The organism is Methanobacterium petrolearium, from assembly GCF_017873625.1.
Classification (GTDB): Archaea; Methanobacteriota; Methanobacteria; order Methanobacteriales; family Methanobacteriaceae; genus Methanobacterium; species Methanobacterium petrolearium.
In genome coordinates this window covers 44,328-62,536 of record NZ_JAGGKL010000014.1, presented here as the reverse complement: position 1 = coordinate 62,536, position 18,209 = coordinate 44,328, and the positions used below count along the sequence as shown (strand labels likewise).

Below are 18,209 nucleotides of genomic sequence, written 5' to 3'. Positions count from 1 at the left end.
AAATAAGGTTAAAAACCCAGAAAAACAACCAAAAAATAAAAAAAATAAAAAAATACCAAACCAAAAATAAAAAAACAAAGTAAAAAGAAAATCTCTAAAATCCATTAATGAATTTTTATATTTAATGGTGGGTGAATAAGAAAACTTTATTTGCCATGATAAAAATAATATGAAATAGGGTGTTATGATGAATAAAGATCATAAATTAATGAGCATAATGGTCCCAGTCATGTTGGTACTATGCATAGGTTTCTATATGATACCAGGGGCTTTGGGCTCAGATTCAAATTCATTGATAACAGATGTAAGTTATGATGGGGACTCTAACGATGAGGCAAATGATACTACATCTGATTTGACAGATGAACAATCTGACAGTGAAACTTTGGATCAGACTGATAGTCAATATAGTGGGATAAATTCATATACAACTGGTTCTAGCACTGGATCTGACACGGGTTCTAGCACTGGATCTGACACGGGTTCTAGTACAGGATCTGGCACGGGTTCTAGTACAGGATCTGACACTGGATCAGATACTGGATCTGACGATAATGAACCAACAACAGGTTCTCCAGTTGAAGTAGTTCCATGAACTTAATTTAAGACTATTTTTATCTTTTTTATATTTCTTTTTGGATTATCTTGTGATTTAAAAATTATTAATCATCTAAAATGGTGGTCAGTAAGTTAAAATTCAAAGTAACAGACATCATCATCACCCTAATCAAGAGTAATGTGGTCATGATCACTACTAAAACAAAGTAACCCATACCAAGGTATCGAAGGGTTATTTCAACTGTAGAGGTGATTTTTCTTGGAATATTCCATCAAATACATAACATATTATACACTATAATTTTATTAATGAGTTATAATACACTATAATTTTGTTAATGAGTTAGATTTTCATGTCAACGGTGCGAATTCTTGTGGTGGAAGATGAAGGAATAGAAGCCATGGATATTAAGCGCACCCTGGAATCCTTTGGTTATAAGGTCCCCTGCGTTGTGTCTACTGGTGAAGAAGTTATAGAAAAGGCAATAGAAATTAAACCAGATCTTATTTTAATGGACATAGCTCTTAAAGGAGACATCACAGGGATTGAAGCAGCTTCTGACATTCAAGATCTTGATATACCAGTTATATACTTAACTTCCCTTTCTGATGAATCCACGGTTAAGAAGGCTTTACTCACAGAACCTTATGCCTATCTTTTAAAACCATTTGACGTGATTGAACTCAGATTCACAGTTGAACTGGCTCTATTCAAGCATGAAACCAATAAAAAGTTACGTGAAAGTGAAAAATCTTACAGAACACTCTCAGAAAATTTACCGGGAATTGTTTATCGAGTGTTTTTAAGGCAAAACTGGAAGATGCAATTTTTTAATGATATGGTAACAGGGATGACGGGGTTTTTACCAGAAGAACTTAAGCATGGTGAAGTATGTTCCATAGATCCATTAATAGTTCCCAAAGACAGGGAATATGTGGTAAAAACTGTTAAAAATTCCATTGAATCTAGAAAATCGTTTGAAGTGGAGTACAGAATAAAACATAAGGATGGGAGTGTCAGATACTTCCAGGAACGCGGTCAACCAGTTTATGGGGATGATGGAAAACCCCTGTATATTGATGGAGTTATTTTTGATGTTACACAAACACATTATTACAGATCAGAACTTGAAAAAGCATATAAAAGTTGGAAAACCACTTTTAACTCTATCGGTGATTGTATATGTTTTGTTGGTATTGATGGAACATTAAAACAGTGTAATCTGGCAATGGAATCATTTCTTGGAAAATCTTCCCAGGAATTTTTAGGAAAAAAGTGTTGGGAAGTGGTTCATGATGTATCAGAACCAGTTGAAGATTGTCCTGTGGTTAGAATGTGGAAAAGCAGGAAGAGAGAGTCATTAGAAATTCCAATTGATGATAAATGGTATAAGTTAATTGCAGACCCTATTTTTGATGAATCGGGTGAGTTAACCGGAGCAGTTCATATCATAGCAGACATCACTCAACGTAAAAGGACTCTCAGGGATCTTCAAACATCGATACTGGAAAAAGAAATAACCAACCAGGTGGCTATGAAGTTGGTGGGAGTGACCAGTACTCGTGAAATATATACGGTCACAGGAAATGCTGTAAAGGAACTTTTACCCGATTCTTATGTGATAGTCAGTGGAATTTCGCCCAACGAGAAAAATGTGCGTATAATGGAGATAATAGGTCCGAACAACTTCTTAGATAAACTCACCAACATTCTAGGGGTAGATCCTTACAAAATGGAATTTTCAGTGGACGACATCAGTATGGAAGACCTCAAAAAGCACCGAAGCGAAGTACTAACTGAATATAAAGGAGGATTATATGATTTAACTCTTAAAAAAATTCCTAAACCAATTTGTAGGATGATAGAGAAAATATTCCATGTGGTAGGAGTTTACAGTATTAGATTTTCATTTGAAGGTCGCCATTTTGGAGGGGTGTCCATAGCTCTCCTGAAAGATCAGTCCATAGAACATAAAGAAGTCATAGAAACAATTGTTCATCAGGCATCCATAGCCATACGACGTTCCCGTGCTGAAGAAGCGATTAAGGAGTCTTTAAAAGAGAAAGAAGTTTTGCTCAGGGAAATTCATCATCGGGTAAAAAATAACATGCAGATTGTATCCAGTCTACTGAATTTGCAGACTCAATATGTGGAGGGTGAGGAAACTCAAAATGTTTTAAAGGAAAGCCAGAACCGGGTTAAATCCATGGCCATGCTTCATGAAAAACTTTACCAGTCCACAGATTTAATTCACATCAAATTTGATGATTACATAAAGAGGCTGGTTTCAGATTTGTTTTACTCATATGATGTTCATGAACAGATTAAACCAGTAATAGATGTGGTAGAGGTCAAATTGAATATTGAGACTGCCGTACCATGTGGACTTATAATCAGTGAACTGGTCTCCAACAGCCTGAAACATGCATTCCCCTCAGGTGAAAAGGGAGAAGTACAGGTACTGCTTCAATTAGATGATGATGGATACATCTTAACGGTCAGTGATAATGGAGTGGGATTACCGGAAAATCTTAACTATAAAAATGCTAAATCTCTGGGCCTGCAGTTAGTTTATAGTCTAGTAAAACAACTTGATGGTGAAATTGAAATGGACAGGAATCATGGAACGAAATTCATCATCAAATTCAATGAATTGGAATATAAAGAAAGGATTTAAATTATCTGTAACAATTCTGTGCCCAATTTTAAACATAAATCATGCCAGGAATGCACTTTTGAATTCATTTAGTAAATCCATTGAAATGTTATATCCCTTACTATTTTCATAAAAGATTATTTCAACCCCCTCATTATGGATCCATACTACATTTTCTGGATTTTTTTCAAATTTAGATTCAAATTATTCACATACTGGCCGGGAAGTTGGAGTTGGGAGTGGCAGACACCATCATCACCCCGATCATGAGTATGGTAATCATGATCACCGCTGGAACAAAGTAACGCATACTAAGGTATCGAAGGTCTATTTCGTCCATATGCCGATTTTTTCTCCTTAAATCCGGAATTGAATTTTTCCCATAACTTTTTTGCATATTATCCCTCTTTTATTAACAAATGAGGCATTCAACATATTTAAGGGAAGAGAAAAAGAGCGTATGAGAAGTAATCATGTGGTGGGTGAAGATCAACAAAAATTTAAATCATCTTCCACATAGATTAAACTTCACAAGAAAGGTAATAAGTTTTCATAAAAAGTAGAAAAAAATTCATTTTAACACTCTTGGAGGGATTATATTGCCTGAAGGCGAAACAGAGCTAAGAGTTGCTGAAGCATTGCAACAGGATGTAGGTAAAGGAATGGTGCGAATCGACCCGGAATTAATGGCTAGGATTGGAGCATCTCCTGGGGATATTGTGGAAATAATAGGTAAAAGAACCACAGGTGCCATTGCTGGAAATTCATATCCTGCAGATGTTGGGCTAGAAATAATTCGTATGGATGGACTCACCCGCTCCAATGCCGGGACATCCATAGGAGAAACAATCACAATTCGTAAAACACAGCCCAGGATGGCAAACAAAGTCGTTATTGCTCCTGCAGCCAAGGGAATGCGCATCATGGCCTCAGGAGATATTATCAAAAGAAACCTCATGGGACGAGCCGTTACCAGGGGTGATGTACTGGCACTGGTGTCCCCCAGGAGAACCAAAGAAACTTTAAGAGAATTTCCAGGATCTGAAGACATTTTCCGAGAATTTTTCGAAGCAACCACCCCTTTTTCGCTGGGGGAAATCAAATTCACTGTGGTTTCAACCAACCCGGCAGGACTGGTGCGTATCAATGACACCACCCATGTGGAAGTCCGACCCGAGGCAGTGGAAGTAATGGAGAAAAAGGTCCCTGATGTAACTTATGATGATGTTGGCGGACTTAAACAGGAGTTATCCAAGGTCAGGGAGATGATAGAACTTCCACTCCGCCATCCAGAAATATTTGATCGACTGGGAATAGACCCTCCTAAAGGAGTACTCTTACATGGGGCACCCGGTACTGGGAAAACACTTCTGGCAAAAGCAGTATCTAACGAGAGCGGATCAAATTTTGTGGCCATTAACGGACCTGAAGTTATGAGCAAATTTGTGGGAGAGGCTGAAAAGAAAATTCGTGAAATATTTGACGAAGCATCTCAAAATGCCCCTACAGTGATATTCATTGACGAAATTGACGCCATCGCCCCTAAAAGAGAAGAAGTCACCGGTGAAGTTGAACGCAGAGTAGTGGCCCAGATCCTAGCTCTTATGGATGGATTGAAAGAAAGAGGAAAAGTAATTGTTATTGGAGCCACCAACCGTCCTGATGCCCTTGATCCTGCCCTGCGCAGACCTGGACGTTTTGACCGGGAAATTGAATTACGTGTTCCTGACCGGGATGGTAGGGCTGAAATACTGGAAATACATACACGTGCAATGCCATTAGCTGATGATGTGGATGTTAATAGGCTGGCAGAAGCCACTCACGGATTCGTAGGTGCAGATTTAGCAGCACTCTGCCGAGAAGCTGCTATGAACGCCCTGAGAAGAGTCCTGCCAGATATTGATCTGGAAGACCAGAAAATACCCTCTGAAGTTCTGGACAAACTTTTCGTCACCAAAAATGATTTCATCGACTCCATGAAATCCATAAGTCCCTCTGCACTGAGAGAAGTGTTCATCGAAGTTCCCAATGTCCATTGGGATGATATAGGAGGATTGGATGAACTCAAAGAAAACTTGAAAGAAGTGGTGGAATGGCCATTGAGTAATGTTGTGTCGTTCCAACGCATTGGAATACAACCTTCCAAGGGTATATTGCTGTTTGGACCTCCTGGAACCGGAAAAACCATGCTTACAAAGGCAGTGGCCACAGAATCCAAGGCCAACTTCATCTCAGTTAAAGGATCTGAAATATTGAGTAAATGGTTCGGTGAATCAGAACGAAAAATAGCCGAAATCTTCAAAAAAGCCAAGCAGGCATCTCCCTGCATTATATTCTTTGATGAAATCGATGCCATAGCACCCATCAGAGGATCCGCAGCCGGTGAACCCCGAGTTACCGAGCGCATGGTTAACACCATCCTATCAGAAATGGATGGCCTGGAAGAACTTAGAGGAGTGGTGGTTATAGGGGCAACCAACCGGCCGGACCTGATGGACCCTGCACTACTTAGACCAGGACGTTTTGACGAAGTTGTACTGGTACCACCACCAGACGAGAATGCGCGAAAAGAAATTCTCCGAGTCCATGTTGAACACATGGCCCTGGATGATGATGTTAAACTTGAAACACTTGCCAAAAAGACAAAAGGGTACTCTGGGGCAGATATTGAGGTTTTATGTCGTAAAGCAGGCATGATCGCACTTCATGAAGATATGAATATTCAGAAAGTGTCTTACCGGCATTTTAAAGCTGCTTTAAAGAAAATCAACCCCTCAACCACTCCTAAAACCACGGAATATTATGAGCAAATTGCCAGGAAGCTTGGCAGAGGATTGGAACCTAAAAAGGTGCGAGAAGAGTTCCCCCGAGAAGTAGCCTAATTTTAGTCTAATTAAAGAGGTTTAATCAAGTGGATAAAAAAGAAAATACAGTTAAATATGAATACTTTGATGTAACTGCTGATGTTGGCTTTCGGGCATATGGTGGGACCTTGGATGAGGCTTTTGGGAATGCTGCTCTGGCAATGTTTGAAGTCATGACTGACACCTCCCGTGTTAAACCACTGATTAAGCGAGATATCCAGCTGGAATCAGAAGATGAACAGGCCCTTCTCTATGACTGGTTAAGTGAATTACTCTTCATCCATGACTATGAAGGATTGGTTTTCTCCCAATTCAGTGTTAAGATAACTCCGGGCAATTCAGGTAATATTGTTCTCCATTCCAAGATTTGGGGGGAAGAATTCAAGCAATCTAACCATGAAATAAGAATTGAAGTTAAAGCAGTCACCTTCCATCAAATGGAAATTAAGAAAGAAAACGGTTACATGTTGCAGGTAATTTTAGATACGTAAAACACTCTAGATCACGAAAAAAACTTTACATGGGGTACCTTTAGTTTGTGTTAGAACTTTACATGATAATACTTTAAATAACATTAAAATTGGTTTGTTCTGGCTTTAATCATGGGTAGTGATTTATCATGCCTTATCTAGTCTGTGAAGAATGTGGAGGGTGTTACAAACTTCAGGAAGGTGAATCTCCCGAAGATTTCATTCTTAAATGCGATTGTGGCGGTAAATTAAGAGTGATTGAGTCTTGGAATGATTGGGAAGTATCCAAAATTCATGAAGAACGTGATGATGCACTGGAAATTCCAAACTACGAAGGGATGAAAAAACCATCTAGAAACTTCCTGTCTCAGAATATCTTCAAAATCTGCATTATAGTAGCGGTAGTGGGTATATTAATTATATCTGTAGGTGTTTTTTATCAAAATGAAATTTATGGTGTTGGTTCTTCCAATGAAAATGAAAAATACAGTCAAGAACAGATCGACACTTTTATGGAAACAGCTTTCAGTCCTGATGATTATGGTAATAAATATGATCGGGTGGGTAAATGGAATATTAATGTTGTAAGAGTTCGAATCATGGGTTCTCCCACCCAGGAAGATATTAATACTCTTAAAAAGGCGGTTAATGATATTAATGGAAATGTTGGAGGCCTAAAACTTGTACTTGATGATAAAAATGAAATGGAACCTGATATTGAGATATATTTCATTCCTCACGCACAATTTGCCCAGTATTCTGTTAACCCCTCAGAAGCTGATGGTTTCACCCTCTGGTTGGTGAGTACCAGTGGTATTTATGGAGGTAACTCTGCTGGGGAAATTTACAAAGCCAAAGTATTCGTTGGAACTGACAATCTGAGCCAAAAACGGCGTTCCCATGTTATCATCCATGAACTGGCCCATAGTCTTGGATTGCATCATAATCAGAATCAAAATAGTGCGTTATGTCCTGGTGGCCCTGATATCACTGAATACTCTGACTTGGATAAAACCATGATGAGAATGCTTTATCGTAAGGATATATTGCCTAACATGTCCAGGAGGGAAGTGGAGACTATTTTGAATAATTCCAGAAAAAACTTTTTTTAGGTTTACAACATACTCCTTTTGTTGTATTTGGTTTTTAATCTCATAATAAAATTTCCAGTCTGATCATGGAATTATTCATTCATTGATGATAATAAAAGTTCAAGTTCTCTCAAATTCCTTTCAATAAAGTCTTTTGCTTTAGGATCAGCAAGTATTTTCAACTGTTTCTGCCCACTTTCTATGTAAGCTTCATTCAATATTCCTTGAAGTTGAGGTACTGGTGTTTCCATGACTTTTTCTATCTTGGCAATTTCTTCGTCAGTTAATTTGCCATAATAATCTTTTATTTGTGATTCGAATGATTTAACCAAGTTTTTATTTCTTTTCACAACCATCTTCAACATGAGGGGAGGGACACGAGTAAAAACATGCATCACACCCATAACATCTTTCTTGTTTATCTTGACTTCTTCTTTTGATTTCATTGAACATGTCCCCTTGATTCTGGTTAAACAATTAAAATCATCTTCATGCTTAAAACTTTTCCCAATCCATACCTTATTTTATTTGAAAACATTTATTTTATGATTTCTGGTTTAGTTCATGTTGTTGTCAAACTATGTAAAAATAGAAATCTTGGTATAGGAGATACATTATAATAACTAATCTAATAACTAAAGACTTTGTATTCAACCAGTATCAAATTTCATAATTAGTGATTTTAAAATAGATGAATAGACTCAGAAAGAATTAATAAGGAGTCGCTGGCTTAATTAAGGAGATTGGTTTTATGGTCACAGAAAAAACTCTAAAAAAGGTACGAGATTGCGTTTGGGAAGTTCCAGGGGATTATAAGAAGGAAATGAGGGTTCCTGGCAGGATATATCTGGATGATGATGCTATTAAAACACTGGAAAAAGGAGCAGTAGACCAGGTGGCAAATGTAGCCTGCCTACCAGGAATACAGAAATTTTCTATTGGACTCCCCGACATCCATTTTGGTTACGGGTTCAGCATAGGGGGAGTAGGATCTTTCAGCACCCGCACAGGTGTAATAAGCCCTGGAGGTGTTGGTTTCGACATAAACTGTGGGGTAAGGCTCTTACGCACAAACCTCACATTTGAAGATGTTCAACCCAAGATCAAAGAACTGGTTGATGTAATGTTTAAAAACGTGCCCTCAGGTTTAGGGAGTAAAGGAAAAATAAGGCTTCGTGAGGGTGAAATCGATGATGTTCTGGATAATGGGGCACGATGGGCTGTTGAAAACGGTTATGGCTGGGAAGAAGACCTGGAGTACCTGGAAGAAAATGGTTGTATGGATGACGCTGATTCTTCCAAAGTGAGTGATAAGGCCAAAAAAAGGGGAATACCCCAATTGGGCAGTTTAGGTTCGGGTAATCACTTCCTGGAAGTTCAAAAAGTTGATGAAATATTCGATGAAGATGCAGCCAGAACATTTGGATTGAAAAAGGATCAGGTAACTGTACTGATTCACTCTGGCAGTCGAGGATGCGGACATCAGATTTGCAGTGACTATCTACGTATTATGGACAAAGCAGCCAAACATTACCAGATCGAACTCCCGGACCGGCAACTTGCCTGTGCCCCTGCAGAATCAGAAGAAGCACAGAATTATTTCGCTGCAATGGCTGCTGCAGCTAACTATGCCTGGACCAACCGGCAGATGATAGTACACTGGGTGAGGGAATCATTTGAACAAATATTCCATGCTGATGCAGAGGATATGGGCATGGAAATTGTTTATGACGTGGCTCATAACATTGCCAAGAAAGAGACCCACACTATTAAGGGAAAAGACACTCAACTCTATGTTCACCGTAAAGGAGCCACCAGGGCATTCGGACCAGGGAGAGAAGAGTTACCTGCAGCTTATCAGAAAGTAGGCCAACCAGTCTTGCTCCCAGGAACAATGGGCACATCTTCCTATGTCTTACATGGAACTGAGGTTGCAATGGAGGAAACATTCGGTTCAACTGCCCATGGTGCAGGTCGCCAGATGAGCAGGGCCGGTGCTAAACGCACCTACCATGGTGAAGAGGTTTTGAAAGTCCTTGAAAATAAAGGAATATATTTGAAAGCCAATTCAATGCCAGTAGTGGCTGAAGAAGCACCTGGCGCCTATAAGGATGTTGATCAGGTGGTTCAAACTGTACATAAATCAGGTATTTCCAGATTAGTTGGAAGAATGGTACCAATGGGAGTGGCTAAAGGATAGATTAAGGTAAACATCCAGATAAATTTAAAACAAATCAGACTAACAAATCAATTGTAATATAAAATTTCTTATCACCAGGAGAAATGAAGATATGATGGGAATTATTGGTGGCACCGGAGTTTACAAACTAGTTGAAAGGGGAAATCTAAAGGAAAAAAAGGTTTTAAAGACTCCTTTCGGTGAATCTCCACCTGTATCAATTTTTATGCTTGAAGATCACGAGGTTGCGTTCTTACCACGCCATAAAGAGGGCCATGATCTTCCACCTCACATGATAAATTACCGGGCCAATGTTTATGCTCTCAAAATGTTAGGAGTAGATAGGATCCTGGCAACCAATGCTGTGGGATCTCTTAATGAATCTTTAAAACCCGGAGAATTCCTGATACCAGATGATTTTCTGGATTTCACCCGTAGTCGGCCCTTCACATTTTATGATGATCGGGCAGTCCATGTGGATGTCACACAACCATACTGTCCACAACTGAGGCAAACTTTAATCTCAAATGGACAGAAAGTGGATGGAAGGGTGGTTGAAAGTGGAGTATATGTTTGCACTGAGGGTCCCAGATTTGAAACTCCCGCGGAGATCCAAATGTTCCGTAAGATTGGAGGAGCCGTGGTGGGAATGACTGGTCTTCCTGAAGTTGTCCTAGCCAGAGAACTTGAAATGTGCTACGCCAGCATATGCATGGTCTCTAACTATGCTGCATCTGTATCTTCAGAGAAAATTACCCTAGATGAGGTATTTGAAGTTGCAGAAGAGAAGAAAAAAGAATTAACCAGACTCATTCACAACTCCATACTTAACATTTCAGATAACAGGGAATGTCCCTGCAGCCATGCACTGGAAGGTGCAGAAATAGAATAATCCAAAAAATAGAATAAATCTAGATGTCATAAACAACAATTTATTCAGTATGGAGTAATCAAATATAATTAAGCAGAATTTAATGGATATTTTTATCAGATGGAAATATTTTTTAGTTGGGAAAGACAAAACAAATTTATCTGATTACCAATAATCCAATTTTTTTACCATTTTTTCCAATAAACTTATCATTAAAAGGGATTTTACAAGGGAAGATGATATGAAGGAGAGATTAGGTTGAACCTTGACCAGGAAGAGATTTTGAAACTTAAAAAAGAGAAAAATGCCATAATATTGGCTCATAATTATCAACCTGCTGAGATACAGGAGATTGCAGATTTCATGGGGGACTCTCTGGAGTTGTGTATTAAGGTTTCTGAAATTGAAGATGCCGATTTGGTTGTTTTTTGTGGAGTAGATTTCATGGCAGAAACTGCAGCCATTTTAAATCCATCAAAAAAGATATTGATTCCAGATCCCCAGGCAGAGTGTCCAATGGCACACATGCTCCCTGCAGAAGAATTACGCAAATACAAAGAGAAATATCCTGATGCTGCTGTGGTACTCTACGTTAACACCATGGCCGAGGCTAAAGCCGAGGCAGACATCCTTTGCACATCAGCCAACGCAGTCAAAGTAGTAAAAAGTGTGGATGAGGACCAGATACTCTTTGGTCCGGATATGAACCTTGCATGGCATGTTCAACAGCAGACCGATAAAGAAATAATACCCATACCAGAAAAAGGTCACTGTTACGTGCATAAAATGTTTAACTCTGCAGATATTACCTTTTCACGTGAAAATTATCCTGATGCAGAGGTACTGGTTCACCCGGAGTGTGATGGTGAAGTGCAGAAACTGGCAGACCATGTGCTAAGCACCGGGGGAATGATCCGACATGTGGCAGAATCATCCCAAAAAACTTTTCTTATTGGTACTGAAGTGGACATGATAACCCGACTCCGACGAGAATATCCTCATAAACTAATATATCCTTTACTGGATGAAGCTATCTGTGAAACCATGAAACTCCATACCCTGGAAAAGGTTAAAGGCTCCCTGATGGAGGAAAAATTCTTGGTCACTGTCTCACAGGAAATTGCAGATAAGGCTCGCAGTGCAGTTGAAAAGATGTTGGAAGTCAGTTAAATCCCCATGATAAATTATTGGAAAATATTAATCATTTTAAGGTGATATGGATTGAAAATAGATAAAATAGGATTACTTGGATTTTTCCTGATACTTTTAGGACTCTTCGTCTATGTCACATCACCACTGGATCAAGTGGTGATGATGATCACCTGGCCACTTTTATCTGGCTCATCAGAGGGTAAAGCAGTCCTTCTCATGGCAGCAATGGGCAGTTTTCTCCTGTTAAACTCTTTAATAAATACATGGGGAGTTTTAACACCTATAAAAGAGAAAATTACCAACTACAGTCCTGATGGCAAAAAATTCTTCAAATGGACCCTGATCATCATTATCTTAACCTGTGTGGTGGGTGTTCTAATCGAATTTTATATCCGTCTGAAGTATGGAGTGTCTCCTTTAACAATTTTTGTCTCCACTAATCCCACTTCCACCTCAACCAGCCCTATGCATACTCATGTTTTCAAATCAGTTTTCGGACACCTGGCTGATAGTATGGGAGGATTGGTACCAGAGCATGTACACACCGGAGGCAGTCTGTATCCTGATGTTATCCCCTGGGCTTATTTCATCTTAATCACCCTGCCCCTGGCCTGTATCACTGGACTATTTTCTTTAGACGAGAGAAAACCAGTTCAAAAAGTTTTAATAGCTTTTGCATTGACTATTGCCATTATTGGTATGGTGGATGGGGGTCTTTACAGTCAACCATTAGTCTTTGGTCTGGGTCTGTTGATACTCATCTACTTTGTTAGAACGCCTTTCCAGTTTAGACAACTCGCCATACCCATTGCTGTCATGGGTCTTATAGTGTTATCTGGAGTGGGATTGGAATTAGCTGGAAATAACAGTTCATATCGTGAAATAACAGTTATAAATCAGTTTGAACCCGTTGATCTGAGTGATTATAATGTTTTAAGCACCCAAAAAGAGGGTAATCGGACTGTGATCAGAATGGATACCAGTGTCAGTGATAAACAAACCCTAGAAAGCCTTTTTGTAACCTATCAGGGTCGTGCTGATGGATTTTTCATGACATGGGATTTCTTTTCCTACTTCTAGGAAATCGAAACTATCTTAAATGAAAAAAATTTAACGTATTGGGAGAATAATGAAGCTTTCAATTATTATACCTACCTTCAATGAAGAATATTACCTTCCTCCTCTCTTGGAGAGTATAAAAAGGCAGGATTTCAATGACTATGAGATCATAGTGGCTGATGCAGGATCTGAGGATCGCACCAGAGAAATTGCCGAAAAATGGGGATGTAAAGTTGTTAAAGGAGGAATGCCTGCAACTGGGCGTAACCGTGGAGCTGAAGCAGCCCAGGGTGAATTTTTACTATTTCTTGATTCAGATGTGATATTGACCAGGGATTACCTGAAATTATGCCTGGATGAATTTCAACAGAGAGAACTGGGGATTGCCATCACCCAGATCGCACCGTTAAGTGACAGTTTTTTAAACAAGATAACCCATGATTTTGCTAATTTTTTCATGAAAAGGGTGGAAAACATCAAACCTCACGGTGCAGGGTGTTATGGAATAATCACCACCAGAAAACTGCATGACGAGGTGGAAGGATTTGATGAAGACCTGGATTTTGGAGAGGACACTGACTACATAGAACGCATAGGTGCCATAAGCCAATTCAAGGTCCTCAGAAGTCCAAAACTTCTTGTTTCAACCCGCCGAGTTCAGGAAGAAGGACTGCGCAATGTGGCCTTTAAGTATGCAAAAAGCACTTTCTACCAGTTCAGAGGCAAGCAAATAACAGCTGAAGATCTGGACTACACATTTGGCCACCCTGACCAGAAGAGGATACTTTATTCAGTGTGTGGAGAGGGAATGGGTCATGCCATAAGGGATAAAGTTCTTCTTAATCATCTCACCAAAGATCATGAAGTCCATATATTTGCATCAGACCGTGCTTACCGTTACCTTTCTGCCCGTTTTGATAATGTTTATGAAATTGGTGGATTTAACACAGTTTATGAGGATAACACAGTCCAAAATGCCAAAACCTTCATTAAAGGAATGAAAGATCTCCCCGGAGACTTAAAAAGCAGTTTACGTCTCATGTACAGTGTTGCAAAGGCGGTGAAACCTCACCTTATCATTTCTGACTTTGAATTCTATTCTAACCTTTTATCAAAAATCCTGCGCATCCCCTTAATCAGCCTGGATAACATGCACGTTCTCACCCAGGCAGAGTTAGAAATACCCCGAAAGTACCGTACAGACAGAATAGCTGCCGAAGGAGTGGTCAGATCATTCATTCAACACCCTACCCGATACCTGATAACCACCTATTTTTATCCTCCACTTAAAAATCCTAAAAAGGCTAAATATTTCCCTCCAGTTCTACGTGATGAGATAATGAATCTTAAACCCTATAATGGAGAACAGGTAATGGTTTACCAGACCAGTGATTCTAACCTCACATTGCTGGATATCCTAAAAGAGTTTGATGATGAATTTGTGGTTTATGGATTCCACCAGGACAAAAAAGATGAAAACTTATTGTTTAAAACTTTTAATGAGGATGAATTTTTTCAGGATATGGCTAAAGCTCGAGCTGTAATTTCTAATGGAGGATTTACCCTTATAAGTGAGGCTTTATATCTTGGAAAACCTGTTTTGAGTATTCCGGTGAAAAAACAGTTCGAACAGATTTTAAATGCCATTTACCTGGACAGGTTGGGCTATGGAGAATTCCATGAAGAAGTGGAAATGGAAGATATCCAACGTTTCTTCTCTCGATCTGATGAATACCGGAAAAACATCAAGAACTATTTCTATCATGACCATAATCAGGCAATCCTTGAAGAACTGGACAGAATAATTAACAAATGCACCCATTAAAACATTAGAATCTAATTGAATTATTCCATTTGCATTTAATTGGTAACTTATTTTTTAGTTAAATGGGGTTTCAGTTAAAATTAATACTTCTCTTGTGCTCTTAGGCTAAAGATTATACTCTTTAAGAAAAGATCAATTACTATGAGTTCACGGAGTGGAATAGCCAACTTACCTCTGCATGGTGGGAAGGCACCAAGATGGCTTTTTCAACGCATGGTGAAACTGGCGGGGGCTATTACTGAAGCTGTGATATATGAATATGGGGCCAATGAGTTCTTGTACAGGATTTCGGATCCCCACTGGTTCCAGGCATTTTCCTGTGTGTTGGGATTTGACTGGCACAGTTCCGGTACCACTACCACAACCTGTGGTGCTTTAAAAACATCCATAAACCCTGAAAAACATGGTATTCTAATTGCAGGGGGTAAAGGTCGCACGTCACGCCAAACACCCCGGGAAATCCAGGGTGCCGGTGAATTATTCTCACTTTCTGAAAAAAAATTGGATGGGCTGGTATATTCCAGTAAGATCTCTGCCAAGATCGATAATTCATGTATACAGGATGGTTACCAACTTTACCATCACGTTTTTTTCCTAACTGAAAAGGGTAAATGGGCTGTGGTGCAGCAGGGTATGAATGAATCCACTAAGTATGCCCGTCGTTACCATTGGCTCTCTGATTCTGTGGAAAACTACATTAATGAACCCCACACTGGGATCTGCTGTGACCTGCAGGAGAAAAAAAGCCTGGATATGACATCTGATCTGAGTTACGATTCAAGACAGACCAGTCTGGATCTGGTTCTGGATAATCCTGAACATCTGAAAAAGTACTTCCAGAAAAAACCTCAAATTGAGATAAAACAGACCAATCTTGATATATTCTGCCCAGAACTCACTTTACCCCGCCACCATCCAGTGTTAGACACAGATCTATCCTGCCGAGAATTTGAAGTTCTAAAAAAGGCATGGGAACTGCAACCTGAAAGTTATGAAGAACTCGTCTCTTTAAAAGGCATGGGGCCTAAGAAGATACGTGCACTGGCCTTGATCTCTGATTTGGTATATGGGGACCAGCCTAGCTGGGATGACCCAGTTAAATACAGTTTCACCCATGGGGGTAAGGATGGTTTCCCCTACCCCGTGGACAGGGAAGTGTATGATCACTCTATCAGGACCCTGAAGGATGCACTGGAACAGGCTCGGCTGGAAAAAAAGGATCGTTATCAGGCAATCAAACGTTTAGAAAATCTAATTGGTCAGGATAACAATTAGTTTTAACCATTAAACACAATTTTTTGATAATTAATGTGTTTTGTCAAATTTCATATCTTATTTATAAACAAGGGGTTAAATTTGATTAAATTTGACCAGTGGGGGAGTGATCAGATCATCCTGTAGACATACATTTCAAGTGTAACTGATCAAAAAAAGATAGTCAAATCTACAGGCAGATCTTCATAAAATCTATTCATTCGCTTTAATCAATCCATTGATTCTTTTGGCGAATGAAAAGTCCAGTTCGGTTAAACCGCCTCGATCGTTGGTAGTTATCTCCAAAGCCACTTTTCCCCATGATAAATTGATTTCAGGGTGGTGTTGCATCTCTTCTGATATTAAACCTACTTTGATTGTGAATTCAAGGGCGTTTGCAAAGTCAGGAAATTCGAAAACTGCTACCAAGGAATGGTCTTCCAAAACAGACCAGTTTTTAAGGCCGGATGCTCTAGTTTTTATCTCTATCGGACTTAAAAGCTCTGGTGCTCTCATAAAACCACTTATTTTTTTTGATTATTCTCTTTTAATCGCGTTTCTCCGTTAACTTCAGGCATTAAATTATGATATTGTTGGTAACGTACTTTACTTTGTCTTTTCTTCTCCAATGAGATTCATAAGTTCTCTGGCTTCTTTGAACTTTTTATCCTTTTTAAGAGCTTTTTTAATTAATTCTAAAGACTCATCATACTTTTTTAGAGAATATAATCCTTTGGCCTTCATGTACAAAGCGTATTTATAGAAATCATCCTTTTTAGAATATCTTGCCAGAAACAGGTCAAAAGTGTTTACAGCTTCCGAATATTCTTCTAAGATCATAAGAACGTATCCACGGTTGTACCAGGCCATGTTATCACCAGGTTCCAGTCGGATAACATGTTCAAAGCATTCAAGTGCCTCTGGATATTTTCCCAGTTCCATTAGGGCTACTCCCTTATCATTCCAGGCAGAAACATAATCTCTATCAACATTCAATGCATTTTCAAAAAATTCTATTGATTTTTTAATCTTTCCCTGGTCTAAATATGACATAGCTTGTTTATAAAACATTTCAGCTTCTTTGGTGGCCATTAAATCACTCCTTGCATTGTTGTTCGTTATTGATTAGTTTTTTAGTAAACTCAAATCTCTTCTTAATTTATCTTTGGTGCTTATTATTAAGTTCTTATTCTAAATAACTCCTTATTTTATGAATAAATACACACTAAAAAGTATTACTCACTGCTGTTAATTGAAGTTGCTGTGGGTACGGTAAAAAAATCCATCATCTAACCCAATTTTTAAAAAAATTTACTAAAAAAATTCTCCCTCGAGTTTACAAATTTGCAATGGAAAATTTTTTTGTCAATGGAAATTATCATGTAATTTATATAATTACTATTCATTACATTTAGATACAATCCTTTACAATACTGATAAGATGGATAGGTTTCTTGATTGGTAGTTCTATTTTTAACAGAGAACCAAATATGGAAATTCCCGGTTAGAGAATCAGTCATCATATGGGAGATTTAATCATTAAGTGAGAGAATTAGTCATCACGTGGGAGATTTAATCATTAAGTGAGAGAATTAGTCATCATTGAGGGGGAAGAATTAATCCTGTTAAATTCAATGAGTGATGGTCTAAAAAAACACCAGTCAAATAACATTGTAAAATTTTACTTTTTCATCCATTTATTCTCATAGTCCCTGATCCAGATGAGTTCTTTAATTAGGAGATCCCCATGTCCTTTGGGATTATTCTTGATCTCCTCCAATCTGTCTTCAGACAAATGATCAATGAGCTGTTCCCAGTCTTCAACATCAGTATAGGTCTGTTTTTTAACCTGATAAACACTATGTTCAAAGGATTCTAGAACCAAATCAATGTCCTCATCATATTCCAGAAAGGCGATATGTTCTTCCAGGATGGGGATAAGAGCATCACCAACCCTGATCTGAGCATTAAGATAAGCCTCATAGGGGTTGTCATAACGTATATAATCCACTTCTTTGGGATTTTTATCACCAGATGAACCATCAACCCTCCAAATAATATTATCATCCTTTTCCTGATGATAATAACTGTAAAGCTCATCAACTAATTTTGGTCGGTTTTTTTCCAGATACAACTTGTACTTGGTGAATTTTTCAATGATAACGATTCTTTCATCTGAATCTCCCGTTGCCAGACCCCCATTAAAAGCGGGATAAAAAATGATATTTA

The 18,209-nt window shown here is 38.7% G+C and carries 16 protein-coding genes; 11 read left to right on the top strand and 5 right to left on the bottom strand.

What is annotated here, in order from left to right; translation table 11 throughout:
- Positions 1–187: 187 nt before the first annotated feature.
- A complete protein-coding gene (locus J2743_RS11335) occupies positions 188–595 on the top strand; it encodes a hypothetical protein (protein ID WP_209627287.1) in 408 nt (135 codons plus the stop codon).
- A gap of 316 nt (positions 596–911) precedes the next feature.
- Positions 912–3,236, top strand: coding sequence for a histidine kinase dimerization/phosphoacceptor domain -containing protein (locus J2743_RS11330; RefSeq protein ID WP_209627285.1), 2,325 nt, complete (start codon positions 912–914; stop codon positions 3,234–3,236).
- Positions 3,237–3,423: 187 nt separating this feature from the next.
- On the opposite strand, the gene J2743_RS11325 is transcribed toward J2743_RS11330, so the two are convergent.
- On the bottom strand, positions 3,424–3,612 hold the full coding sequence (locus J2743_RS11325) for a hypothetical protein (RefSeq protein ID WP_209627283.1): 189 nt from the start codon (positions 3,610–3,612) through the stop codon (positions 3,424–3,426).
- Between the two features lie 202 nt (positions 3,613–3,814).
- Between J2743_RS11325 and J2743_RS11320 the strand changes: the two genes are divergently transcribed.
- The 3 genes from J2743_RS11320 (at position 3,815) to J2743_RS11310 (ending at position 7,661) form a co-directional block, all read left to right on the top strand.
- Positions 3,815–6,097 carry a CDC48 family AAA ATPase gene (locus tag J2743_RS11320; RefSeq protein WP_209627281.1) on the top strand — a complete coding sequence of 761 codons (2,283 nt, stop codon included), beginning with the start codon at positions 3,815–3,817 and terminating at the stop codon, positions 6,095–6,097.
- A gap of 29 nt (positions 6,098–6,126) precedes the next feature.
- Positions 6,127–6,570, top strand: a complete 444-nt coding sequence (locus J2743_RS11315; protein ID WP_209627279.1) for an archease — start codon at positions 6,127–6,129, stop codon at positions 6,568–6,570.
- A gap of 128 nt (positions 6,571–6,698) precedes the next feature.
- On the top strand, positions 6,699–7,661 hold the full coding sequence (locus tag J2743_RS11310) for a DUF2927 domain-containing protein (RefSeq protein WP_209627277.1): 963 nt from the start codon (positions 6,699–6,701) through the stop codon (positions 7,659–7,661).
- A 71-nt stretch (positions 7,662–7,732) separates the two neighbouring features.
- On the opposite strand, the gene J2743_RS11305 is transcribed toward J2743_RS11310, so the two are convergent.
- Entirely contained in the window at positions 7,733–8,086 is a 354-nt protein-coding gene (locus J2743_RS11305) for a hypothetical protein (RefSeq protein WP_209627276.1), read from the bottom strand.
- A 305-nt stretch (positions 8,087–8,391) separates the two neighbouring features.
- Between J2743_RS11305 and J2743_RS11300 the strand changes: the two genes are divergently transcribed.
- The 6 genes from J2743_RS11300 (at position 8,392) to J2743_RS11275 (ending at position 16,001) form a co-directional block, all read left to right on the top strand.
- Complete coding sequence (locus J2743_RS11300) at positions 8,392–9,840, top strand: RtcB family protein (protein WP_209627274.1); 1,449 nt, start codon at positions 8,392–8,394, stop codon at positions 9,838–9,840.
- 91 nt (positions 9,841–9,931) lie between these two features.
- Positions 9,932–10,711 carry an S-methyl-5'-thioadenosine phosphorylase gene (mtnP, locus tag J2743_RS11295; RefSeq protein ID WP_209627271.1) on the top strand — a complete coding sequence of 260 codons (780 nt, stop codon included), beginning with the start codon at positions 9,932–9,934 and terminating at the stop codon, positions 10,709–10,711.
- 237 nt (positions 10,712–10,948) lie between these two features.
- Positions 10,949–11,860, top strand: a complete 912-nt coding sequence (gene nadA, locus J2743_RS11290; RefSeq protein ID WP_209627269.1) for a quinolinate synthase NadA — start codon at positions 10,949–10,951, stop codon at positions 11,858–11,860.
- A 51-nt stretch (positions 11,861–11,911) separates the two neighbouring features.
- Positions 11,912–12,922, top strand: coding sequence for a hypothetical protein (locus J2743_RS11285; RefSeq protein WP_209627267.1), 1,011 nt, complete (start codon positions 11,912–11,914; stop codon positions 12,920–12,922).
- Positions 12,923–12,971: 49 nt separating this feature from the next.
- A complete protein-coding gene (locus tag J2743_RS11280; RefSeq protein WP_209627265.1) occupies positions 12,972–14,726 on the top strand; it encodes an MJ1255/VC2487 family glycosyltransferase in 1,755 nt (584 codons plus the stop codon).
- A gap of 141 nt (positions 14,727–14,867) precedes the next feature.
- The gene (locus J2743_RS11275) at positions 14,868–16,001 is read left to right on the top strand and encodes a DUF763 domain-containing protein (protein ID WP_209627263.1); all 1,134 of its coding nucleotides are present in this window, start codon (positions 14,868–14,870) and stop codon (positions 15,999–16,001) included.
- A 192-nt stretch (positions 16,002–16,193) separates the two neighbouring features.
- Here the strand turns inward: J2743_RS11275 and J2743_RS11270 are convergent, their stop codons facing one another.
- The 3 genes from J2743_RS11270 to J2743_RS11260 all read right to left on the bottom strand — a co-directional run bounded on the left by J2743_RS11270 (position 16,194) and on the right by J2743_RS11260 (position 18,114).
- On the bottom strand, positions 16,194–16,496 hold the full coding sequence (locus tag J2743_RS11270) for a 4a-hydroxytetrahydrobiopterin dehydratase (protein ID WP_209627261.1): 303 nt from the start codon (positions 16,494–16,496) through the stop codon (positions 16,194–16,196).
- Positions 16,497–16,586: 90 nt separating this feature from the next.
- Positions 16,587–17,072, bottom strand: coding sequence for a tetratricopeptide repeat protein (locus J2743_RS11265; protein WP_209627259.1), 486 nt, complete (start codon positions 17,070–17,072; stop codon positions 16,587–16,589).
- 589 nt (positions 17,073–17,661) lie between these two features.
- Complete coding sequence (locus J2743_RS11260) at positions 17,662–18,114, bottom strand: hypothetical protein (protein WP_209627257.1); 453 nt, start codon at positions 18,112–18,114, stop codon at positions 17,662–17,664.
- Positions 18,115–18,209: the final 95 nt, after the last annotated feature.